Origin of the sequence: Lacrimispora sp. (assembly GCF_046972725.1) — a bacterium.
GTDB lineage: Bacteria > Bacillota > Clostridia > Lachnospirales > Lachnospiraceae > Lacrimispora.
In genome coordinates this window covers 1,417,007-1,440,068 of record NZ_JBKVXF010000001.1, presented here as the reverse complement: position 1 = coordinate 1,440,068, position 23,062 = coordinate 1,417,007, and the positions used below count along the sequence as shown (strand labels likewise).

Annotated in this window: 22 protein-coding genes; 17 read left to right on the top strand and 5 right to left on the bottom strand. The window is 43.5% G+C overall.

Features of this window, described 5'->3' with window-relative positions; translation table 11 throughout:
* Positions 1–57 precede the first annotated feature (57 nt).
* Entirely contained in the window at positions 58–270 is a 213-nt protein-coding gene (locus tag ACLTWA_RS06825; protein WP_412326854.1) for a hypothetical protein, read from the bottom strand.
* A gap of 180 nt (positions 271–450) precedes the next feature.
* Between ACLTWA_RS06825 and ACLTWA_RS06820 the strand changes: the two genes are divergently transcribed.
* The 7 genes from ACLTWA_RS06820 (at position 451) to ACLTWA_RS06790 (ending at position 5,995) form a co-directional block, all read left to right on the top strand.
* A complete protein-coding gene (locus ACLTWA_RS06820; RefSeq protein WP_412326853.1) occupies positions 451–1,056 on the top strand; it encodes a LytR/AlgR family response regulator transcription factor in 606 nt (201 codons plus the stop codon).
* A 358-nt stretch (positions 1,057–1,414) separates the two neighbouring features.
* On the top strand, positions 1,415–2,131 hold the full coding sequence (locus ACLTWA_RS06815) for a transglycosylase domain-containing protein (protein ID WP_412326852.1): 717 nt from the start codon (positions 1,415–1,417) through the stop codon (positions 2,129–2,131).
* Positions 2,132–2,227: 96 nt separating this feature from the next.
* Positions 2,228–2,398, top strand: a complete 171-nt coding sequence (locus ACLTWA_RS06810; protein ID WP_412326851.1) for a hypothetical protein — start codon at positions 2,228–2,230, stop codon at positions 2,396–2,398.
* A gap of 114 nt (positions 2,399–2,512) precedes the next feature.
* Entirely contained in the window at positions 2,513–3,256 is a 744-nt protein-coding gene (gene larB / locus ACLTWA_RS06805) for a nickel pincer cofactor biosynthesis protein LarB (RefSeq protein ID WP_412326850.1), read from the top strand.
* Position 3,257: 1 nt separating this feature from the next.
* Positions 3,258–4,526, top strand: coding sequence for a nickel pincer cofactor biosynthesis protein LarC (gene larC, locus ACLTWA_RS06800; protein WP_412326849.1), 1,269 nt, complete (start codon positions 3,258–3,260; stop codon positions 4,524–4,526).
* Positions 4,527–4,639: 113 nt separating this feature from the next.
* Positions 4,640–5,485 carry a DUF4886 domain-containing protein gene (locus ACLTWA_RS06795; RefSeq protein ID WP_412326848.1) on the top strand — a complete coding sequence of 282 codons (846 nt, stop codon included), beginning with the start codon at positions 4,640–4,642 and terminating at the stop codon, positions 5,483–5,485.
* A 33-nt stretch (positions 5,486–5,518) separates the two neighbouring features.
* On the top strand, positions 5,519–5,995 hold the full coding sequence (locus ACLTWA_RS06790; RefSeq protein WP_412326847.1) for a hypothetical protein: 477 nt from the start codon (positions 5,519–5,521) through the stop codon (positions 5,993–5,995).
* 14 nt (positions 5,996–6,009) lie between these two features.
* On the opposite strand, the gene ACLTWA_RS06785 is transcribed toward ACLTWA_RS06790, so the two are convergent.
* Entirely contained in the window at positions 6,010–6,774 is a 765-nt protein-coding gene (locus ACLTWA_RS06785) for a hypothetical protein (RefSeq protein ID WP_412326846.1), read from the bottom strand.
* A 450-nt stretch (positions 6,775–7,224) separates the two neighbouring features.
* On the opposite strand from ACLTWA_RS06785, the gene ACLTWA_RS06780 reads away from it, so the two are divergent.
* The gene (locus ACLTWA_RS06780) at positions 7,225–9,306 is read left to right on the top strand and encodes a BglG family transcription antiterminator (RefSeq protein WP_412326845.1); all 2,082 of its coding nucleotides are present in this window, start codon (positions 7,225–7,227) and stop codon (positions 9,304–9,306) included.
* A gap of 96 nt (positions 9,307–9,402) precedes the next feature.
* Positions 9,403–9,603, top strand: coding sequence for a hypothetical protein (locus ACLTWA_RS06775; protein ID WP_412326844.1), 201 nt, complete (start codon positions 9,403–9,405; stop codon positions 9,601–9,603).
* 73 nt (positions 9,604–9,676) lie between these two features.
* Here the strand turns inward: ACLTWA_RS06775 and ACLTWA_RS06770 are convergent, their stop codons facing one another.
* Positions 9,677–10,606 (bottom strand): LysR family transcriptional regulator, encoded by a 930-nt coding sequence (locus tag ACLTWA_RS06770; RefSeq protein ID WP_412326842.1) that lies wholly within the window; start codon positions 10,604–10,606, stop codon positions 9,677–9,679.
* 193 nt (positions 10,607–10,799) lie between these two features.
* Between ACLTWA_RS06770 and ACLTWA_RS06765 the strand changes: the two genes are divergently transcribed.
* The 8 genes from ACLTWA_RS06765 (at position 10,800) to ACLTWA_RS06730 (ending at position 20,581) form a co-directional block, all read left to right on the top strand.
* Positions 10,800–11,633: an ABC transporter permease gene (locus ACLTWA_RS06765; protein WP_412326841.1), complete on the top strand. Its 834-nt coding sequence runs from the start codon at positions 10,800–10,802 to the stop codon at positions 11,631–11,633.
* Positions 11,626–12,408, top strand: coding sequence for an ABC transporter permease (locus ACLTWA_RS06760; protein WP_412326840.1), 783 nt, complete (start codon positions 11,626–11,628; stop codon positions 12,406–12,408). Before ACLTWA_RS06765 ends, ACLTWA_RS06760 begins: the two co-directional genes overlap by 8 nt.
* Before the next feature lie 10 nt (positions 12,409–12,418).
* Positions 12,419–13,453 carry an ABC transporter ATP-binding protein gene (locus ACLTWA_RS06755; protein ID WP_412326839.1) on the top strand — a complete coding sequence of 345 codons (1,035 nt, stop codon included), beginning with the start codon at positions 12,419–12,421 and terminating at the stop codon, positions 13,451–13,453.
* A 49-nt stretch (positions 13,454–13,502) separates the two neighbouring features.
* Positions 13,503–14,558: a polyamine ABC transporter substrate-binding protein gene (locus ACLTWA_RS06750; protein ID WP_412326838.1), complete on the top strand. Its 1,056-nt coding sequence runs from the start codon at positions 13,503–13,505 to the stop codon at positions 14,556–14,558.
* 13 nt (positions 14,559–14,571) lie between these two features.
* Entirely contained in the window at positions 14,572–16,272 is a 1,701-nt protein-coding gene (locus ACLTWA_RS06745) for an adenine deaminase C-terminal domain-containing protein (RefSeq protein WP_412326836.1), read from the top strand.
* A gap of 18 nt (positions 16,273–16,290) precedes the next feature.
* Complete coding sequence (locus ACLTWA_RS06740) at positions 16,291–17,619, top strand: amidohydrolase (protein ID WP_412326835.1); 1,329 nt, start codon at positions 16,291–16,293, stop codon at positions 17,617–17,619.
* A gap of 182 nt (positions 17,620–17,801) precedes the next feature.
* Positions 17,802–18,068 (top strand): 30S ribosomal protein S15, encoded by a 267-nt coding sequence (gene rpsO, locus ACLTWA_RS06735; RefSeq protein ID WP_412326834.1) that lies wholly within the window; start codon positions 17,802–17,804, stop codon positions 18,066–18,068.
* Positions 18,069–18,442: 374 nt separating this feature from the next.
* On the top strand, positions 18,443–20,581 hold the full coding sequence (locus ACLTWA_RS06730) for a polyribonucleotide nucleotidyltransferase (protein WP_412326832.1): 2,139 nt from the start codon (positions 18,443–18,445) through the stop codon (positions 20,579–20,581).
* A 63-nt stretch (positions 20,582–20,644) separates the two neighbouring features.
* On the opposite strand, the gene ACLTWA_RS06725 is transcribed toward ACLTWA_RS06730, so the two are convergent.
* Both ACLTWA_RS06725 and ACLTWA_RS06720 read right to left on the bottom strand, forming a co-directional pair.
* The gene (locus ACLTWA_RS06725) at positions 20,645–21,328 is read right to left on the bottom strand and encodes a hypothetical protein (RefSeq protein WP_412326831.1); all 684 of its coding nucleotides are present in this window, start codon (positions 21,326–21,328) and stop codon (positions 20,645–20,647) included.
* Positions 21,312–22,715 (bottom strand): AAA family ATPase, encoded by a 1,404-nt coding sequence (locus ACLTWA_RS06720; RefSeq protein WP_412326830.1) that lies wholly within the window; start codon positions 22,713–22,715, stop codon positions 21,312–21,314. Before ACLTWA_RS06720 ends, ACLTWA_RS06725 begins: the two co-directional genes overlap by 17 nt.
* Positions 22,716–23,062: the final 347 nt, after the last annotated feature.

Sequence of the window (23,062 nt, the reverse complement as noted above, 5' to 3'; positions counted from 1 at the left end):
GAATGTAATCACATTTTGGCGCCGCGGATTTTTTGTTTTCCAATTCTAGTTGTTTCCTTATTTTGAATCGTCGTTATGGACTGCTTTTGCATGAGGAATATAGTTATAGATGTCCTGATATGCTTCCATCTCTTCTTCCGTCTCCGGAGTAGCCGGGATAAGTCCGGTACAATCCATGGCAGAGCAGGCCTGAATGTCAACATCGTAGTTGTTTTTTGCGGTGGTGGATTTCTTGTATTCCTTTTTTTCTTCTTTCTTTTCTGATTTCATATGAATTTCTCCTTCCAAGGGCTGTTTTAAGCTGGTATGAAATTAGTGTGGGGAAAAATGCCGTAATTATTCATCTTATAATCGCATTCATTCATTTCGTTATACCCATTCCTTTCAATCGTTATATAAGTTGCTAAGCGATAAATTCCATAAAAAATGGAATCATGGAGGAAATATGAGATGAAAATTGCTTTTTTTTCAAACGAAAAACAGCTGCCGGCTTTAAAAAAAGAAAAAATCAGCGGCATTGGGAACCTTTTGTTAAAGGTTGATTATTTTTCCATGGAAGAGAAGCTTCTTTTTGCGTTGGATTGCACCGTATACGATATGATAGTGATTTATCCAAAGGGTGGAGCAGTTTCCTGCGGGGAGATAATCAGACAGGTGAAAAAGAGAGGAAGAAACAGTGTGATCACTCTGCTTAATGGAACGGGGAATAACTTGAAACAAACAAAATATACCGTTTCTTTTAACGGTCAGTCCTATGTTCTTGATATCCGGGATATTCTTTTCCTGGAATCCTATTACCGGAAAACCAGTGTGGTGGTGGATAACGGCAGAATGAGAATCAGGGCCAGGCTTGACGAAGAGGAAAAGAAACTTCCCAAAGACCAGTTTGTACGAATCAACCGTCACAATATTATAAATATGCAGTATGTAAGAAATGTAAAAGGAGACGTCATTGAGATGCAGAACGGGGAGTGCCTCTATGTGAATACCAGAAGAAAAAAGAAATTTGAGGAAATATACCGGAAGTTTTTAGAGATAAATTTTATGCTTTTGTAAAAATATGTACAAAAACGCAATATGAAAGGCAAAAAACGCAAAGCGGATTGTCAGACCTTAAAACTGGTGATATTGTTGTTGCATGGAGGAGACAACAAATCCTATTCTTATTTCGGCAATTCACTTCTAAAGTTAAATCTAAGGTATTCTGGTAAGTTCAGAGCAGGCAGCGGAAATCAGCCGATTTCGCTGCCTGCTTTATATTTATTACCTGTATTTGTAAGAATTGGTAAAAAAATGTCAGAAACATTTCGAAAATTTTAGGGAAATATAAGGAATTATTCCTGATTTTAAAGGGAGTCTGTGATACAATCAGGTTAGTAACATGGATCTATGATAAAAAGGAGGCAGTGAACGGATGAAAATTGGCAGATTAATAAGAAGATTATTGTTTTTATTTGTCATGGTTTGTCTATTGACCGGATTCACTGTGGCGCATAAAGGTTATGAGCTTTACCGGCAGGCCCTTAAGACAGAAAGCCTTACGGAACAGGTGGAAGCCATACGGGAGAAGAAAGGATTTACTTCCTTTAAGGATTTACCCGGTGTCTATGTAAATGCAGTGGTATCGGTGGAAGACCACCGGTTTTTCAAACATAATGGAATCGACCTGATTGCCATAGGCCGGGCGGTTCTGCACGATATTCAGGCCGGACGGTATGTGGAAGGCGGAAGCACCATAACCCAGCAGCTCGCAAAGAATCTGTACTTTGGCCAGGAAAAAGAACTTACCAGAAAGGCAGCGGAGGTTTTTATGGCACTTGAACTGGAAAAGCAATATACCAAAGATGAAATATTTGAATTATATGTAAACTGTATTTATTTTGGAGACGGGTATTACAGCGTCGGAGAAGCCAGTGAGGGCTATTTTAAAAAAGCTCCGGGGGAAATGAGCGATTATGAAAGCACTCTCCTTGCAGGTGTCCCCAACGCACCGTCAAAATATGCTCCTTCGAAAAACTTAAGGCTTGCCCAGGAACGTCAGAAAAAGGTGATTGCCAGAATGGAAGCCTGCGGATATTTATCCGCAAAAGAAGCAGAAACCGTATCCGAACAGATTGTCGCTTTTAATTGATTTTGCTTGAAGATTAACGGAACAAAAGGTATAATAGAAGCACAACCATGCAGAACCTGTGCTGCAAAAAGATTACAGGGAAAGAGGGGAAACCGTATGGAGGATAAGAAAGTATACAACAAGATTATGTTCATTTCCTTTTGTTTGATCATTGTATTGCTTTGTGCCGGTTCCTACAGTTATTTCAACGGAAGAAAAAACGCACCGGAGATCAAAAGCCCGGTAAAGAATGCCAGAGTCCTTATATGGGAAGAACCAGTGAAGTGACGGATAAGAACGGCAATGATAAAAGAAATCAGATACCAGGAAGGTATGGGCGTTCCGATTGGATGCGTATGACTGCTTCTGGTATCTTTTTTGATACAGGAAAGGTTGAGGAATATGGATGTAAGAAACATGCTGAATCTGGTTAAGACCGGAGAAATGGACATAGAGGCAGCGGAACGGCTTTTAAAAGATCTTCCCTATGAAGATCTTGGGTATGCAAAGCTTGATCATCACAGGGAGCTTCGTTCCGGTTTTGGGGAAACGGTGTTCTGCCAGGGAAAGCCTGATCCCTATCTCGTTGAGATCTATAAGAAATTATATGAAAGAGATGGAGAAGTTTTTGGCACCAGGGCGTCAAAGGAACAGTATGAGCTGATAAAAGCGGTTGTACCGGAGGTGACCTATGATCCGATTTCCAGAATATTAAAGGCAGAGCGGCCAGGAAAGGAAAGAAAGGGCTGGGTATCGGTGTGTACCGGCGGTACGGCTGATATTCCGGTAGCGGAAGAAGCAGCCCAGACAGCGGAATATTTCGGCTGCTATGTTGACCGGGTCTTTGATGTGGGCGTTGCCGGAATACACCGGCTTCTGGCCCAGAGAGAACGGCTTTATAAGGCCAACTGCATCATCGCCGTCGCCGGAATGGAGGGGGCCTTGGGAACAGTGGTCGCAGGCATTGCGGACTGCCCGGTCATTGCTGTCCCCACATCCGTAGGATATGGCGCAAGCTTTCATGGGGTCTCAGCACTGCTTACCATGCTCAATTCCTGTGCCAACGGGATCTCTGTAGTAAATATCGACAACGGGTACGGGGCAGGATATTCAGCAACACAAATCAATCGACTGGCGGAGAGGTAAAATGAATAAAATACTGTATTTGGAATGTAATTCAGGCATTAGCGGAGATATGACAGTAGGGGCACTTCTGGATTTGGGTGCGGACCGCGATGTGCTTTTAAAAGCCCTTGAAAGCCTGGGCATCGGAGGCTATCATCTTCATTTTGGGAGAGCAAAGAAGTGCGGAATCGATGCCTTTGATTTTCATGTCCATCTGGAGGATGCTCCTGATGGGGAGCACGGTCATAGTCATGACCATAAAGAGAATCACACCCACAGTCATGAGCAGGTAAGAGATCACCACAGTCACCCCCATGGTCATCTTCACCGCAACTTACAGGACATCAATCAGATCATTGACCGTCTGGATTCCAATGACCGTGTGAAGACTATGGCAAAACGGATGTTTGAGATCGTCGCAGAAGCGGAGTCCACGGCCCATGGGATTCCGGTCTCTGAAGTTCATTTTCATGAGGTGGGGGCCATTGATTCCATTGTGGATATTATCGGAACTGCAGTCTGTATAGACGACCTGGGAGTGACGGATATTGTGGTATCTCCTTTGGCAGAAGGCTTTGGAAGTGTCAGATGCCAGCATGGGATCATTCCGGTCCCGGTTCCTGCCACTGCAAACATCGCCTCAAAATACAGATTAAAGCTGCGCTTTACAGACAGTAATGGAGAGATGGTAACGCCCACCGGTGCCGCCATTGCCGCAGCTTTACGGACAAGTGAGGAGCTTCCTGCCTCCTTCAGGATCTTAAAAACGGGGCTTGGTGCAGGAAAAAAGGATTTTGAACATGCCAATATCCTTCGTGCCATGATTCTCGAAGAGGAAGCAACGGATGAAGAAATGTGGATTTTGGAAGCCAACATTGACGATTGCAGCGGAGAGATGCTAGGCTTTGCTATGGAATCCCTGCTGGAAGCAGGTGCGGCAGATGTATGGAACACACCTGTTTATATGAAAAAGGGGCGTCCGGCCTACATGCTTTCTGTTTTATGTAAAAAAGAGTGCATACGTATTATGGAAGAAATCCTGTTTCTTCAGACTACCACCATTGGAGTCAGGAGACATTCTGTTGAAAGAACCATTCTGGACCGTGAGAAAAGAACCGTAAGTACAGAATGGGGCGAAGCGGAAGTAAAGATCTGTACCTTTAAGGATAAGGTGTTTTGTTATCCGGAATATGAAAGTGTAAGACGTATCTGTAAAAACAACGCCATAGACTTTCAGACGGTTTATGGAAGGATCCGGGATGAGGCTGTCACATCATGGAAAAGCAAATGACAGGTCAAAATGAAATACTGGGAGAGACAATAAACAATTTCACAAAATTTTAACGATGATTTTGGCGCATACAGTCGATAAATAATTGAATGATTCGATTATGAGGGGGGAGTATGAAAAAATCAATTATAGTTAAGATTGTGGTAGGAATTCTTATTTTTGTATGTGTGGTCTATGGCGCTTTGGTTTTCTTTATTTCCAATTTGTTTAAAAGCGGGAATGTTCCGGTCATGGATTTTAATGAGGAGCTTCACTTAAAAAGACCGGCTGAGGTAAAAACCAGTCCAACCATACTGTTTCTTGGTAATAGTATGACTTATATCAATGATCTGCCTGAGGTCTTTGGCCTTTTGAGTCAAAGCGGCGGATTTGAACCGGAAGTGTATGATTTAACGGAAGGTTCCTACCGGCTTCAGTATTTTGCAGACGAAACCGATGAAGTGGGAGCGCAGGTATATGCGGCACTGGAGAGTTACACCTGGGATTATGTGATCCTGCAGGAACAGAGCGGAATCGCCACCATGGGAGGAGAAGACCTGATGTACCCGGCTGCAAGAACTCTTGATGAAATGATACGTTCTGCAGAGGGAGAATCTGTGTTTCTCATGACGTGGGCTTATAAAGATGGATTTGCCCACAAGTTCTTAGGTGTGAATGTGGAGAAGACAACAGAAGAGATGCAGACCATGATTGCCGAGAATTACCGGAATATAGCAGGCGAACTGGATGCGCTGCTTGCACCGGCCGGAATCGCATTTATGAGGTGTGCAAAACTCTATCCGGAAATTGAGTTATGGGATGAGGATAAGACCCATCCGTCTCCTGCCGGAACGTATCTTGCGGCCTGTGTTCTATACAGGGTTTTATACGATCAGTCACCGGAAGGTCTTTCCTATACGGCAGATTTGAACGGGGAGACCGCATCAAAGCTGCAGCTTGTTGCTGCCGGCATAAATTGACAAGATATCAAACCATATTGGAGGATGGACGGAATGAAGAATAAATGGAAAGTCACCATTCATGGCAAGGAACATGAAATTTCTTTTAAACCAGGCTTTATTAAGGGAAAGAGATACGTTGATGGTGCTGCAACAGCAATAAAAAACACCAACTGGTATATACGCCTGTTTGATGATGTTTTTGAAATAGACGGACAAACCCTTCATCTTACGGCAGTAGGTGCGAAAGTAGACTTGGCTGTTGACGGAGTGTATGTTAATTCAAAAAAGCCATATACCCCATTTAAGACCGTACCGTCCTGGGCCAATATTCTCTCTGGTCTTTTGCTGATATCCGGGATGTTCTTAAGCGGTTTGACAGGTATGATGGTTGGTGTCATTGCAGGGATGTTACTGATTGTTCATTCCATATCCCCAAAAGCACATAACCCCATGCCTGCCTGCATCGCCCTTTCAGTAATCGGGTTCGCGCTGCAAATCGCTCTTTTTATCATGGCTTTGACTCTCTAGATACTGATTGGACTTTATGATATAAAGTTCTTATTCATGGCTTCTGGGTCCATATCCTTTTGATTTTTGATCCATTGTAACCAATAAGAAAATTCACATGCTAAATGCATTTGATGTGATTGAATAATGCTTGTAGGAGTAATTGAGGGAAATTCCACGGAAAGCTTAACTTTTATCCCGGTTTTTGTATCTTTGATCTGGTGGCGGACCCCACCGATGATGGTGCCATCTTTCAGACGGGCAACACCGGTTGATTCGTATTCATAAGAATGGTCTCTGGGTGTTTGCAGCCCGGTTTCATCGTCAAAAACAATAAAAAACTGAACCGGTAACGGAGAATTTCCGGTTGTCTCAATTACTTCCACATTTTTTTCCCCCAAAGGCCTTAATACATAGTGATCCGGGCAGGCAGCTAAATTCACCCGGGTGTTTTTAGCTGATTGATTTAACATCAGATCTTCGATGCCCTTTGCTGCCTTTTTCGCTGTTATACCGTCTAGATAGATTTCTGTTCGAGCAAACCTTCTTTTATTTCCAGATAAATAAGCGCCTGTTCCCATAATCATTTTACTTAATTCCAATTTTGTTTTCAATTTTTTATACATTTCTTGATAGGAGTAGCTCATTTTAATTTCAACTAGCTTTTTACTTATATTATTTAGATTTCTTATGTCAGCACTTTTATAGTTTAATACTTTCAATACCTTTTTTACGCGTTTTCGCTTCCACTCTGTCAGTTGTTTGGTTGTAATGTTTTTTCCGTCAATACAAATTTTCATATAAATTCTCCTTTTCCCCAAATCTTTAGATGTCATCTTTCTGATTGTATTATGGTATGTTTAATGCCATAATAAACTATCGTCTCCAAAAACGGGTGGATTAGTACATTAATGTACTTTCTGCTTAAAGTCGGTGAACAAAGGATTAATTATAGTTATCCGTTTGTTTTTCCTACATGGCCAGACTGTCAATAAAGGAGTCTGGTATTCCTGAAAATTGGACATCTAATGACATAATCCGTTAAATAAAATCATTAATTGAACAAAACATATAAAAATAAACCTATAATAATTATTAAACTATAATAAAATACATATTTTGAGTTGAAAGAACAAATTAATGGAATAATATTGACGAGCGAATGTTTTGAATATAACATTATTGTAGATGTAATGTACAAAAATACATCCATGACCATGTTTTGGACTTGGACCTTGGAGAGGAAAACTATGCGTTTGAATTATCAAATGAGGGTTATTCTTGAGGCCTCTAAAAACAGTGATGAGCCAATTGGTGTACACGAGGTAATGCAATACCTGGATATATCAAAAAGCGCAGCATATCTTCTTATACAAAACTGTCAGGTCTGGCTGAATGAAAATCAACTGGAGGAAGACCCGGCACAACAGCGGAGAGAGCTTTACATAGGGAAAGGAGAGTTAAAAAGTAAATTAAAGAATATTCTATCGAAAGCGAGTTGTGAAGAGTTTGATTTTTCCCCGGGAGAAAGAAGAATCTATATCATTGTTCTGCTGATTCGAAAAAAGCATGTTTCGACGCATGAAATCATGGAGCGGTTTCGCATCAGCAGGAATACCTGCATTATGGATCTGGCCGAAGTGAATCGTATTTTAGAAACCTTTCATGCAGGGTATACAGCAGGAAATCACGGGTATGCTCTGATGGGAAAAGAATATGATATCTACCGGCTTAGTTTATGGGTGGCTTCAAAGGTTTTTTCTGAACTGTATCCCCAAAATTATGAGATGGCAATGTCTTTGTTTGAGTTTCCTGAAAAAGATATAGAAGCGATCAATCAGATGCTTGGCACAGCTGCCAGGCAATTTGACCTTTTTGCCAACAGGGAGGCAATTTACGTCTTTGGTGTTTCCTGTACTCTGGTGTCTGAAAGAGTTCGTTTCGGCCACTGGATCACAGAGGAGATGATTCCGAATTATTACCGGATGAATACCTATAACTGCCGGATCCGCAGCATTTTGTACCAGACAGGGGTGGTAGAGGCTGTTTTTGGAAAACAGGCTTTTGAAGCAGGCAAACAGGGGATGGCTGAGTGCCTGACCAGAATGCTTGTATGTGTTTGTGAAGAAACGGGAGATGATATTGTCTCCATTCATGTAAAAGAAGAGAACTTAATCAATTATGCGGTTCAAATTGTACAAAGATTTGAAACATACGTAGGAATGCTCTTTGAGAATAAGGAGGAATTGGAAAAGAACGTGACCCTCAGCTTAAAGTGCATTCTGCTAAGAAAAAAATATGGTTTCCGGATATGCAATCCCTTAGTCCAGGAGGTAAAAAAACATTACATTCATATCATCGAACTGACCCGGAAGTCGGTAGAAGTAATCAGTGATCTTGGAGAAACAATCACAGAAGATGACTGTGTCCTGTTCAGCATTAATTTTCTGGGGGGGATGTTAAAGAATAAGCGTGTCACCGTCCAGACCCCTCATATTCTTGTGGTATATGGGGGAAATTCTGATACCAGTGTGCTGCTTCAGGGACAGATACAGAATCTCATACCGGGTGCACGGGTCCTTACTGCTTCCTTGTTTCAGAATTTGACCAGATTTTCGGAATATATGGATATGATCGTATCCACCATTCCAATTGACATACAGGGAATTCCTGTAATTGTGGTAAACACCTTTCTGACCGAGTATGACAAAGACCGGATAAGAAAACTGATCGAACATAAGATTTCCAGAGATGAAGATCTTATGAGGTTTTTAACGGATTTCACAAGGATGTCGGAAGAGTTTGTCCGTCTGGAGGACAGGAAATATCTTCGCCACAGAATAGAAGAATATTTTAAAATAAACAGGGTTAAAATTAATTATGGATCAGGAAGGCGACAGACGTTAAAAGACCTGCTGACAGAAGACAGGATCAGAATCGTTGATTCTGTAACAAACTGGCAGGAAGCGGTTCGTCTGGCGGCGGAACCATTAGAGGAAGATAAGAGTATCGAACCGGCTTACACAGAAGCTATGATCTTATCTGTTGTAAACTTAGGACCTTATATCGTACTTTCTCCTGGTATCGCAATTCCTCATGCAAGACCGGAAGCCGGTGTCCGGACCATGTCCATGTCATTGCTGAAAGTAAAGGAAAAGGTTTATTTTACCGAAGAAAAATATGCCAATCTGTTTTTTGTACTGGCTAGTGCAGATGGCAACAGTCATCTGGAGGCCTTGAAGGAGCTGACAGACATCTTTGCTGATAAAGCAGCCTATGATAAATTTATGAGAGCAGATACGGTAAAAGAGCTGCACAAGCTAATTTTATAAAGGGCCTGTTGGGAATATCGAAAATGCAAAAAGAAAGGTGATATTCAGATACGGGTCTAAAGAAATACTGAATACGGAAAATAAAGGGTAACGATAATGCTGAGGGAATTATGTAAAACAAGTCTGGAAGAGCAGATTAAGGAAATTGATTTTCGAATTGGTTATCTTAAGGAACGTAAAAAGCAATTGATTGTTGCAAAGGAACGGGAAGACCTCCGGAGGTTTGTGGAGGCTGCAGAAAAAAATGGGTTATCGCCGGCGGAACTGGCCAGGCAGCTCTTGGCCAGACAGGCGTAAGAAAAACAAATAAAAAGGCTGAGGTGGGGATCCTCGGCCTTTTTGTTATCCGCTCACAAATCTGTTTATAATTTTAATAATGCATCTCTTTGTAATATTCTTCCAAAATGTCCAGATATGCTTTGGCATACTTTGGAAGATACCGGTTTTTTTGATAGGCCGCAATCAATGTATTCTCAATCCGCTCCTTTCCAATGGACAGGCAGACCGATTCTTTCGGTTCCCGTTTCTTTAAATGCTGATAATAACTTTCCGGTGCAAATGCGGCCCCTAGTCCCTCTATGGCCAGGCGGATGGACATCTCGCTGTTTCTGGTATGAAGAAGGATATTTGGTTCCAGACCATAATCTTTAAAGAGCTTCAGAGCCAGACCGCCGGTATTCTGATCCGGATAGAGAAGAATAAAAGGTTCTTTGGCAAGCAGACTTAAGTCGATCCACGGATAATGAAATCCTTCCTTTTCTTCTGCAAAGGCTGTCAGGGGATTATCGGCGGATAAGATCAGTACCATCTCTTCCCTGCCGATGACCTGATATTCCAGATCCGTGGGGAACTCATGGACATTGTAAAAGGTAAGGTCCACCGTGTGGTCCGTCAGCGTATGCTCTGCCACAAAATTCACTTCTTCCATCATATTTACCTTAACGTGAGGATACAGCCTGTGAAATTTTAAAAGAGCAGGTCCGATTAAGCTGTTTCCAAGCATAATGGGAATGGCAATGTTTAAGCGTCCATGGTTCTGGTGCATAATATCATCAAACTCAATATCCCATTCCATACCGTATTCCACAATTTTTTCTGCATAGTGAATGTAACGTTCTCCAAGATAAGTAGGATGATAGCTGCTTCCGATCCGGTCAAACAAACGGGCGCCAAGCTGCTGCTCTAAGTTTTTTAAATATTTGCTTAATGACGGCTGGGAGATAAAAAGAGTCTCGGCGGCTTTGCTGATGTTCTTTTCTCTGGCAATGGCTATAATGTATCTGGCTTCTTTTAATTCCATAATAATTGTCTCCCCTTTGTGATAAATAATAACTTATAACTATAGCTTTAATGCATAGAAAATATAGATTATATGTATTTGACGTACAGTATATCATAATTTATAATAAAAGTATAGATATAAATTAATTGTACTTATAAATAATCATAAGGAAAACCAATGAATCACAGATAGAAAGCATGGAGAGGTAAAGATGAAGAAAAGTAGTGCATTTATCATGGTGGTGCCGGGACTTGTGATCCTGGCAGTTTGTCTGTTCCTTCCGCTTTTGAAGGTACTGGTACCGACTTTTAATATGGGAGATTATCCGTTCAGCGCTTATTTGGACTTTTTTAAGGACGGATATTATCTGAAGATCTTTTTAAGAACGGTAAAGGTAGCGGTAATCACAACCGCGGTCTGTATGGCTGCAGGGGTTCCGACTTCTTATTTTATCAGCCGGTGCGGAAAAAAATGGAGAGGGATTCTGCTTTCGGTTTCTATTTTTCCAATGATGACAAATTCGGTGATCCGAAGCTTTGCCTGGATCAACATTCTGGGCAGCAATGGAATTGTGAATAAATTCCTTATGGCCGCCGGTTTTGTGGATAAGCCGGTAAAGCTGTTATATACGGATTTTGCCATAATTATCGGTTCCGTATACTTATTTCTTCCTTTAATGATCGTTACGGTAGCCGGAATCATGGAAAATATCGGAGATGACATGATGGAGGCAGCCGTAAGCCTTGGGGCAGACCGGTTAAAGGCATTTATGAAAGTGGTTTTTCCTATGAGTCTTCCGGGTATCATTGTAGGAGGAATCCTGGTATTTACAGGAACCCTGACTGCTTACACCACTCCACAGCTTTTGGGAGGGAATAAAAATATGGTCCTTGCTACCTTCATTTACCAGAGAGCCATGAGTGTGGGCGACTGGAACGGCGCCGCCGTGATTTCCTTAATCATGATCGTCGTGACTCTGGCGGTGATCAAAGGGTTTAATGCTCTGGCAGCAAGACTGGACCGAAGAGGAGGAAGCCATGCGTAAAAATAAACTGCTTACTGGGTTTGCCCTGCTGGTATTTGCATTTTTAATTGTACCGCTGGTCATTATTACGGTAACGGCCTTTGGAGAGGGCTCTGCCATCACATTCCCCATTGAATCCTTTTCCGTAAAATGGTTTGTCAATGTATTTACCTTAAAATCCTTTCGGAGCTCATTTTTAACCAGTCTTCAGATTGGGCTGCTTGCTACGGTGATCGCACTTCTTGTAGGAATCCCGGCCGCGTATGCGCTGGCAAGATCCGGCATGAAAGGCAGAGGATTTTTAAAATCCGTATTTTTATCTCCAACCATTGTTCCAGGCATAGTCATTGGTTTTGTCCTTTACCAGTTTCTTGTGCTGACTTTACGGATTCCGGTATTTGCAGGACTTCTGGCAGGCCATTTTATGGTGACACTGCCTTATGTGATCCGGGTAGTGGGCTCAAGCCTTGACCAATTTGACTTTTCCGTGGAAGAAGCGGCATGGAGCCTTGGCTGTACAAGATCCGGAGCATTTTTCAGGGTCGTGCTCCCGAATATCACTTCGGGAATCTCTGCTGCATTTATGCTGGCATTTATCAACTCCTTTAATAATATTCCGGTTTCCATGTTTCTTACAGGTCCCGGTGTGTCCACATTTCCGGCAACTTTAATGAACTACATCGAATATAATTATGACCCTACCGTGTCGGCAGTTTCCGTGGTATTGATGGCGGTAACAGTTCTTCTCATGGTAATCGTTGATAAAACACTGGGAATTGCAGCTTTGGCAAAATAGGAGGAAAACCATGGCATTTATGACACTACAGGACATTGATGTCCGTTATGATAAAAAGAAACAGATTTTAAAAGGCCTTCATCTGGAGGTAAACCAGGGAGAACTGGTTTCTTTATTAGGGCCGAGCGGCTGCGGAAAGACTACGACGCTTCGTGTGGTTGCCGGGTTTATTGAGCCGGAGCAAGGAGTGTTTACTTTGGATGGGGAAAATTTAACAAAGGTTCCGGTTCATAAAAGAAACTTTGGCATCGTATTCCAGAGCTATGCCCTATTCCCTCATTTAAGCGTGTATGACAATGTGGCATTCGGTCTGAAGATGAGAAAGCTTCATAAGGCAGAGATCGATAAAAAGGTGAATCACATTCTTGAGGTATGCGGTCTTACGGAATTTTCCGGACGCTTTCCGCAGCAGATGTCCGGCGGACAGAGACAGAGAGTGGCACTGGCAAGAGCGCTGGTCATTGAGCCGAAGCTGCTATTGCTTGATGAGCCTTTGAGCAACTTGGATGCAAAGCTGCGCATCAACATGCGCATGGAGATCAAGAGAATCCAAAAACAGCTTGGGATCACCACCTTATTCGTCACACATGACCAGGAGGAATGCTTTTCCATCTCCGATAAGGTGGCAGTTATGAATCAGGGAGTGATCGAACAGTTCGATACTCCGGAAAATATCTATCACAGGCCAAAGACAGAGTTTGTTGCAAGATTTATCGGTTTTGAAAACTTTCTGCCCTTAAAAAAGCAGGGAGATGTATATAAATCAGAAGCCGGAGCAGTATTTACGGTAGAGCAGGCTCATGGGGAAGATACAGTCATGGGAACCATACGTCCGGAGGATATCCGTGTGGCAGAAGCCGGACAGACGAAAAATATACTGGAAGGTACCATTGGAGTGAGAACCTTTCTCGGAAAAACCTATCAGTATGAAGTACAGACGGCAGCAGGAAAATTCCTGGTAAACAGACCTGCGGAGGAAACCTATGAGGAAGGCTCCGCCATAAGCCTTTATCTGCCGGAAGGAAAACTGATCCTTGTTCAATAGGTAACATCGGCGTATCGCCGGTCAATGATAAAAAGAGAGGAATCAAATCATGAAAAAAGTATTGGCATTATCTTTATGTGCAGCAATCGTTTTAACAGGCTGCGGGAGCGCTGCTCCAAAGGGAGACAAGGAAACTGCAGCAGCAGAAAAGAAACTGGTTTTATCTACTTATGGTTTAAGCGAAGATATTTCGGAAGAAGAAGTGTACAAGCCCTTTGAGGACCAGTTTGGCTGCGAGATCGTGACAGAGACAGGAAGCACCAACGAGCGTTATACCAAGCTTTCTTCCAACGCGGAAAGCACCATTGATGTTATCGAGCTGTCCCAGGCAATGACTGCCAAGGGAATCGAAGAAGGTCTTTTCGAGCCCCTTGATTTAAGCAAGATCGAAAACAGCCAGTACCTGATCGGTGCGGCAAAGACCATGGCAGAAGCCGGCCAGGGAGTTGCCTATACCATCAACAGCATTGGAATCATGTATGATGCAGAAGCAGTCGGATTTGAGATCAAGAGCTTTGATGACTTATGGAAAGCAGAATTAGAAGGAAGCATTGCGATTCCTGATATCACGACCACCTTCGGTCCAGCCATGGTTTATATGGCAAGTGATTACAAAGGTGTTGACGTAACCACCGATAATGGAAAAGCAGCGTTTGAGGCACTGGAAGAGTTAAAGCCAAATCTGGTAAAAACCTATGCAAAGTCTTCTGACTTGATCAATATGTTTACTTCCGGTGAGATCAAAGCAGCAATCGTAGGTGATTTCGGCGTTCCCACAATCAAAGAAGCAAATCCAAATCTGACTTATGTAACTCCAGAGGTGACTTATGCGAATTTCAATACCATCAGCATTACCAAAAACTGCAAGGATAAAGAACTGGCTTATGCCTATATCAACTACCGTTTGAGCAAGGAGCTGCAGTCGAAGACGGCAAAGGCATTAAATGAAGCGCCTACCAACAATCAGGTAGAGGTGGAAGAGTCAAATGCCATCAGCATGACTTACGGCCCGGTTGCAGAAAATGCCAAAGTACTGGATTATTCCTTTGTAAATCCCATCTTAAGTGATTGGATCGACCAGTGGAACCGTATTATCAACAGCTAAGGAAAGTGAAAATATGAAGGTTGACTTATTAATTCAGAATGGATGGGTCTACCGGACATACAGGCAATGTTTTGAACAGGCGGACATTGCAATCGTGGGGGAAAGGTTTTACGACATTTCCCCTGCTTCCTGTTATGAGGCCGGTCTTGTGGTGGATGCAAAAGGAAAATATATCATACCGGGTCTTATCGATATTCATATGCATATCGAAAGCTCCATGACATATCCATTGGAATTCTCATCCGCAGTCCTTCCCCACGGTGTGACTGCTGTGGTTGCAGATCCTCATGAAATTGCAAATGTATTCGGGTTAGAAGGAATCAAAAGTTTTATGGAACAGGAGACGGAGCTGGATATTTTCTACGGGATTCCCTCCAGTGTTCCCTCCACCAGCCCTGGGCTTGAAACCTCCGGCGGCAGGATCGGGGAGGAAGAAGTCATGGAGCTTTTAAAGGATGACCGCATTCTTTGCCTTGGAGAGGTGATGAACGACACGGACCTGGTTTCTTTGGAGGATACCCTGATCAAGCGTATCGTAAAGCTATGTCAAAAGCAAGGGCGCAGGCTCCGGATCGAAGGCCATTGCCCGGCGCTTACCGGGGAGGAACTGGCAGCATTTATCGGGAGCGGTGTGGATGCAGACCATACCCAGCAGACAAAAGAATCTGTTCTTGAAAAAACAGATATGGGTATGTTTTTAGAACTTCAAAAAAAGTCTTTGACTCCTGAGGTCGTAGAAACGGTGGTTGCACATAATCTTTATGAAAATGTTGCACTTGTAACCGATGATACCATGCCGGATCATCTCATAGAGGGCCACTTAAACCAGATCCTTCGTCTTGCGGTGGAAAACGGTATGCCGGCGGAAAAGGCGATTTACTGTGGGACATTTACTCCTGCCCGGAGAATGGGCCTGCATGACCGGGGGATGATTGCTCCGGGGAAACTGGCAGATCTGGTCATTCTTGATAACCTGGCCGATTTTGTTCCTTCTAAGGTTTATAAAAACGGAAAAGCATATACTCCCTCTGTTCAGGTACCAAAGGCAGCATTTCCTGATCACTTTTACCAGTCAGTCAAATGCCGTCTGGCTCTGGCATCGGATTTTAACTTGAACCGGTGTGAGATAGAAGAAGGAACTGCTATTGTAAATGTGATGCAGATTCAAAATATGGGAACAAAGATCGTTTCCGTAAAGCGGGAGGTCCCGGTGAAAGGGGGCTGCCTCTGCTGGCAGGAGGCAGGGCTGTGCCTGGCGGCTGTTTATGAGCGTTACGGAAAGACGGGAGATATGGCTTACGGGCTATTGGAGCATGCCTTTAAGCTTCCCGGTGCGGTGGCTACCACCTGGAGCCATGACAGCCATAATCTGCTTGTCATTGGAAATTCTGTAAAGGATATGGTCCTTGCCCAGAATCAGGTAGTCCATATGCAGGGCGGTTATGTAGCAGCCCGGAACGGGAAGGTGACTGCAGCAGCATCTCTACCCGTAGGAGGTATCCTCTCCGATGGGAGCATTTCTAAACTTTCAAAAGAACTTGGGGCAGTCCGGCAGGAGATCGAAGCAATGGGATATGAAAACAGCAACGTGATCATGTCCATTTCCACCCTGACCCTTCTGGTGTCGCCGGAATTAAAGTTAAGCGACAAGGGATTGTTTGATGTGAAGACCAAAAAAAAGGTCCCTCTTGTGGAAAAATATAATCGTTTGTAAGGGAAAAGGTTGATAAGTGTGAAAACTGTAATTATAAATGTAATTGTGGTAACCATGAATGAAGCCCGGGAAATCCATAATCCGGGCTTTGTAATGTTTGAAAATGATACGATCCTGGCAACAGGACCTATGGAGTTACTTCCAAAAGAAGCGGAGGATTCCCGGATTCATTTCATCGATGGAAAGAACGGAATCTTAATGCCGGGAATGGTCAATATTCATACCCATATGGGAATGATCCCATTCCGGGGGCTGGGAGATGACTGCAAGGACCGTCTTCGGGTATTTTTGCTTCCCATGGAGCAAAAGGCCATGGACCGGGAACTGGTTTATCTATCCACCCGTTACGCCGCAGGGGAAATGCTGCTTTCCGGTGTCACTTCCGTCCTTGATATGTATTATTATGAAGAAGAGGCTGCAAGGGCAATGGATGAAATGGGAATGAGGGGAATTGCGGGCCAGACCATCATGGATGAGGGAGCCTGTGATTTTTCAGATCCTTATGAGGCCATCGCTTATGGAGAACGGCTTATAAAAAAATATGAATCCCACCCCCGCATTACGGCCTGTGTGGCTCCCCACGGAACCAGTACCTGTTCCGGAGAAGTTCTGCAGGCGGCTTACCGGATCGATTCCTCTTATCGTGTACCTTTTACCATTCATACAGCCGAAATGGAGTATGAAATGGAGTATTTCCGCAAAGACTACGGGATGACGCCGGTTCAGTATCTGGAAAGCATTGGAGTTCTTGGAGAAATGACGCTGGCTGCACACTGCATCCACATGACGGAAGAGGACATTCTTTTATTAAAAGAGAAAGGTTCAAAGGTGGCACACTGCATCGGCTCCAACACAAAGGCAGCAAAAGGAGTTGCACCTGTCACAGCCATGCTGGGGCATGAGATTCCCGTAGGACTTGGAACCGATGGCCCTGCCAGCGGAAATACTCTGGATATCCTGACCCAGATGAAGCTGTGTGCCGATTTTCATAAAAATGAGACAAAGGACAGAAGCGCATTTCCAGCTGAAACCATCGTTTCCCTTGCTACAATTAAGGGGGCAAAGGCGATGGGAATTGACCGTGTGACCGGTTCCTTAGAGCCAGGAAAACAGGCAGATATGGTTCTGGTTGAAACCGGTTCCGCCAATATGTTCCCTGTCTACGACCCCTATTCCTCCTTAGTCTACAGCGCCAATGCCTCCAATGTGGAGGCCGTGTATGTGGCAGGAGAATGTCTGGTAAAGAATAAGAAGCTGGTAAACGTGGAACTGAAAGAACTCAGAGATTCCCTGATACAGAAAATGAAAAAAACAGAATTTCGTAAACATATGGATTTTTATAAATAAGTGGTCAGATTCCGGTGCTTTTTGTCGGATATTCCCACTTTGTGCTGACAGAAATAATTGACAACCAAATTTCCCTGTGGTAAACTGTACAAGTATTAATTTGCGCCAATGCCCGGTATCTTGGATACTCCAACCAGTACTTGGTATGCGGTGAGAATCATTCATTAAAGGAGGAAATCAAAATGATTTCAAAGGAAAAGAAATCAGCTATTATTGCTGAATATGGAAGAAAAGCTGGCGACACAGGTTCTCCAGAGGTACAGATCGCGATTCTGACAGAAAGAATCACAGAATTAACCGATCACCTTCAGAAGAACCCAAAAGATCATCACTCCAGAAGAGGTCTTCTGATGATGGTTGGACAGAGAAGAGGTCTTCTTGACTACTTAAAGAAGACAAACTTAGACAGCTACCGTTCTTTGATCGAGAAGTTAGGAATCAGAAAATAATAAACCATTTAGGGTGGAGAACTTCTCCACCCTATCTGTATATTAAGAAAAGAATGTTAAAAGTAGAAGTATCCCCCGAGACCGCTGATGTGCGCGTAACAAGCAGAGCCATAAGTGAGTCATTCGGACAGGATATGCTCGCATACCCTGTCCGAATGACTCACTTATGGCGAGCAACCGCGAACGAGGGACTTATGTCCCGAGTCTGCTGTTGTGAATTCTGCCGAAGGCAGAATCTGCTTGTCCACTCACGGGCCGCATCCTCAAGTTCGGTATATCAAAACAAGAACGGGCGGTATTGCGCGTAGATCAGTAGTTTCGGCATCTTCTGCTATTTAATATAAATTAATGAATTATGTAAAAGGAGATCCAGTATGTACAAGAGTTTTAGTATGGAACTGGCTGGCAGAACATTGACTGTTGATGTCGGCAGAGTAGCGAAGCAGGCAAACGGCGCAGCGTTCATGCACTATGGTGACACTGTAGTATTATCAACCGCAACTGCTTCCGACAAGCCAAGGGATGGAATCGATTTCTTTCCTTTGAGTGTGGAATATGAAGAAAAGCTTTACTCCGTAGGAAAGATTCCAGGCGGATTTAACAAAAGAGAGGGAAAGGCATCTGAGAATTCTATTTTGACTTCCCGTGTAATTGACCGTCCCATGAGACCTTTATTCCCGAAAGATTACCGTAACGACGTTACGTTAGACAACATCGTTATGTCTGTAGATCAGGACTGCAGTCCGGAGCTTACCGCTATGTTAGGTTCTGCGATTGCCACTTCCATTTCTGATATCCCATTTGATGGACCATGTGCCTCCACTCAGATCGGACTTGTTGACGGAGAACTTATTATCAACCCGACACAGGCTCAGAAGCAGGCTTCCGATATGGCTCTTACGGTTGCTTCCACAAGAGAAAAGGTTATTATGATCGAAGCCGGTGCCAATGAAGTACCGGAAGACAAGATGATCGAAGCAATCTTTAAAGCCCATGAAGTAAACCAGGAAATCATTAAATTTATCGATACGATCGTGGCAGAATGCGGAAAACCAAAGCACACCTATACCAGCTGTGCAGTACCGGAAGAGTTATTTGCAGCCATTCGTGAAATAGTACCTCAGGAAGAGATGGAGGTTGCCGTATTCACTGATGAGAAACAGGTCAGAGAAGAAAACATCCGTAAGATCACTGAAAAGCTGGAAGAGGCTTTTGCTGATAAAGAGGAATGGCTTGCTGTACTGGGAGAGGCTATCTACCAGTATCAGAAAAAGACGGTACGTAAGATGATTTTAAAAGATCACAAGCGTCCGGACGGCCGTGCCATGAATGAGATCCGTCATCTGGCGGCTGAAATCGATATGCTTCCTAGAGTGCATGGTTCTGCCATGTTCACCCGTGGCCAGACACAGATTTTAAATATCTGTACCCTTGCTCCGTTATCCGAGAGCCAGAGATTAGACGGCATCGACGATCAGGAGACTTCCAAAAGATATATGCATCACTACAATTTCCCATCCTTCTCCGTAGGCGAGACAAGACCTTCCAGAGGTCCGGGACGCCGTGAGATTGGTCATGGAGCATTGGCAGAGAGGGCGCTTGTTCCCGTTCTTCCGACAGTGGAAGAATTCCCCTATGCAATCCGTACTGTGTCTGAGACTATGGAATCCAACGGTTCCACTTCCCAGGCCAGCATCTGTTCTTCATCCATGTCCTTAATGGCAGCAGGTGTTCCCATCAAGGCGGCTGTAGCCGGCATTTCCTGTGGTCTGATTACGGGAGAGACGGATGATGATTATATCGTTCTTACTGATATTCAGGGACTGGAAGACTTTTTCGGTGATATGGACTTTAAGGTGGGCGGTACTCACAAGGGTATCACAGCCATTCAGATGGATATTAAGATCCACGGCTTAACAAGACCGATCATTGAAGAAGCCATTCGTACCACAAGAGAAGCAAGACTTTACATCCTTGATGAGGTTATGGCTAAAGTAATCAAAGAACCCCGCAAGGAAGTTGGAAAATATGCTCCTAAGATTGACCAGATCAGCATTGATCCTCAAAAGATCGGTGATGTGGTCGGTAAGCAGGGCAAGGTCATCAACAAGATCATTGAAGAGACCGGCGTTAAGATTGATATCTCTGACGATGGAAGCGTATCTGTCTGCGGAACCGACCAGGCCATGATCGACCGTGCCATCCAGATTATTAAGAGCATCGTTACAGAGCTTGAGCCAGGACAGATTATGACAGGTAAGGTTGTAAGAATCATGAATTTCGGCGCTTTCGTAGAACTGGCACCCAACAAAGACGGTATGATTCATATTTCTAAGCTGTCTGAGAAGAGAGTGGCAAAGGTTGAGGATGTGGTAAACATCGGTGATGTTGTGACCGTAAAGGTGATGGAAGTCGATAAGATGGGCAGAATCAATTTAAGCATGAAGCCAACCGATCTGAATGCAAAAGCAGAAGATGGAAAAGAAGAGAAAGAAACAAAAGGAAACGAATAAATATCCGCTTGGATTTATCACAGGCAGCAGACAGAGCACACAGGTTCTGTCTGCTGCCTGTTTTCAATGGAACAGCAGATGAAAATTGCTGTGCCGGTGCAGGGAATTCACTCCCTGCGCAATAAAGTCCCAGGTATCATTATAATTGCCGGAAACCGTAAAATCGCTGTCTGAAAGAAAGGAAAGGAATCCTTCCGGGTCGGAGAGATAACGGTCTGCAAAATCATCTGCAAAATTGACCTTTTCTGCATCGGTCAGATTCCCGGTTCTGTTATGAAAGACATGCTCCAGATTCCGGGAGAAATAGTATACGCGGTAGGGGATAGTACCTACTTTTCCTGTTTCTGAAAGGCGGTTTAAAATCTGGGATTTTCGTTGGTTGCGGTCCAGAACACGTTTGGGAAACGGGGTTTCTATCCGGTCCTCGTAATATTGAATGTCTTTTCCCTGATTAAGGAGCACACGGTTTTCGGGAATGAAGACGCCATCCGTATCTACCAGATGAATGACTTTCAGAATATCATTTTTCTGAAATCCGTACCGTTTCCGCTCTGTCTCAATATGCTGATAAACAGTCTTCACCACACTGTTTACAGAGACAGACCAGTTGCTGGTCATATCGCCATGAACGATATGGAAGCGTACCTCTTCATTCTGAAATATCTTTTTTAAGATAGGGCTTAACGTGTCTTCATCGGTGGGGCCTTCTGCAATGAAAAGAATTACTTTTTTACTTCTGGAAATCATCAAAAGCCCCCTTTCCGGCACGGCGGAACGCACGGCTGATCTCAACCGTATCTGTCTCTGCATAAACCTCTTCCCGCTGGCCGCCCAGGGTGATGCTTCGTAAGTATAAGTCCCTTAGATTGTTGTTGTTTTTCACATTTTGCAGGCGCATGTAGCGGTTTAACGGATTGGTGGTGGAAACCACAATGCTTTTCTTGTGAAGCATCTCTAAGGCCCGCAGGTTATGGGAGGTAAAGATCAGCTGTCCCCTGGCCCCTTTTTCCATTACCGTAAGCAGTTCGCCCAGAAGGTATTCGTAAATGCCTGCATCCAGTTCATCAATAATCAGGCACATGGAAGGGTGGTTATAGATGCACATTAATACATTTAAGACAGATATTATCTTGATGATTCCTTCGGATTCGTATTTTAATGGAATGATAATGTCTTCCCGTTTTGAAATCAGTTCAATCTTAAATCCTTCCGATCCGTTTTCCAGAAGCTGCTCCCCAAAGTTGTGGATTCCGATGGAAAGTCCGGGAATCATTGCGGAGAGGACCGCATTCATGTCTTTGATGATATGATTTAGGATTTCATATTGTTTTTTCGTAATGGCAGAGGGACCGTCAAGGCGGATGGGCAGTTCTCCCTTCGCCACCTTTTCCCCCACTTCCAGCCGGAAAGCAAAGGGCAGCATGAAATTCATGCTGATGGAACCGGAGTGTGCGTTGGTAATTACAAACAGATTGATGCTTGCATACTGATGGAGTGCTTCTATAATATAAGCGTAATCCTCAGAAATATTATCGGGGGCTGATAAGAAAATGCTTCTGCCCTCTATTCCAAAGAGAAAGGAAACCATATTTTTCTGGGCCAGTTTTTTTGCAACGCTTAAGTTGATCCTGTTTTCTTCATTGCTGCGCACCAGTTCGTCAAACCGGTATTTGGGAGTAAAAACCGGACCTTTGGAAGAGAGGGAATAATCAATCAGATTTTTCTTGCTTTCAAATCTTTCCCCGTTAAAGAGAGACGTGGACAGGGTCTCATTAGAGATCTCAAGCGATTTGTCTGGCGTTTTCTGAAACTGGACCGTGTAATCTGCCATGGCTGATTTTGTGGGGGTCTGTATCATGAATTTCACATGGATCTTGCAGGAATCATGGTCTTCCGTTATATAATGACCAGTCTCCCTGGGCAGGGATTTCCCGGTCAAAAGCATCTGAATTACAGACATGGCCTCTACAACGGCCGTTTTGCCTGACCCGTTCTGACCGTAAATCCCAAGAATGTCGGCAGTTGTTGAAATGTAGTTTTTCTCAATGGCAGAGGGCATCTCAATATGACCATAGTGGGTATTCTTAAATCTGGATAGTTCAATCTCAATGATTCGGACAGTGGTATGGTTCATGGATTCGGCATCCTTTCCTTTTTGTTTCTATAGTAGCATATTACCTTTATATATCAAGAAAAAATTTGTGATTCGGTACATTTTATATCAATGGTTCCTATTATGTACGGATATAGCCTATTTATTCTTGTTAATGTGATCCATAGAATTGATTTTTCCCAAAACATGTCTTCCGTTTTAACCTTTCCTTCCATGGATTTATCCTTCCGGAAAGGTTACAGGTATCTTATTGACAAATTGCCGTTTACCACGTATAATGTCCTTACTTAAAGAAGTAGCTTCATATTAAATTTCATAAAGGCTTCATTAAAAGGGAGTAGTTTTAATGCATTGTCAACATCCTGGCT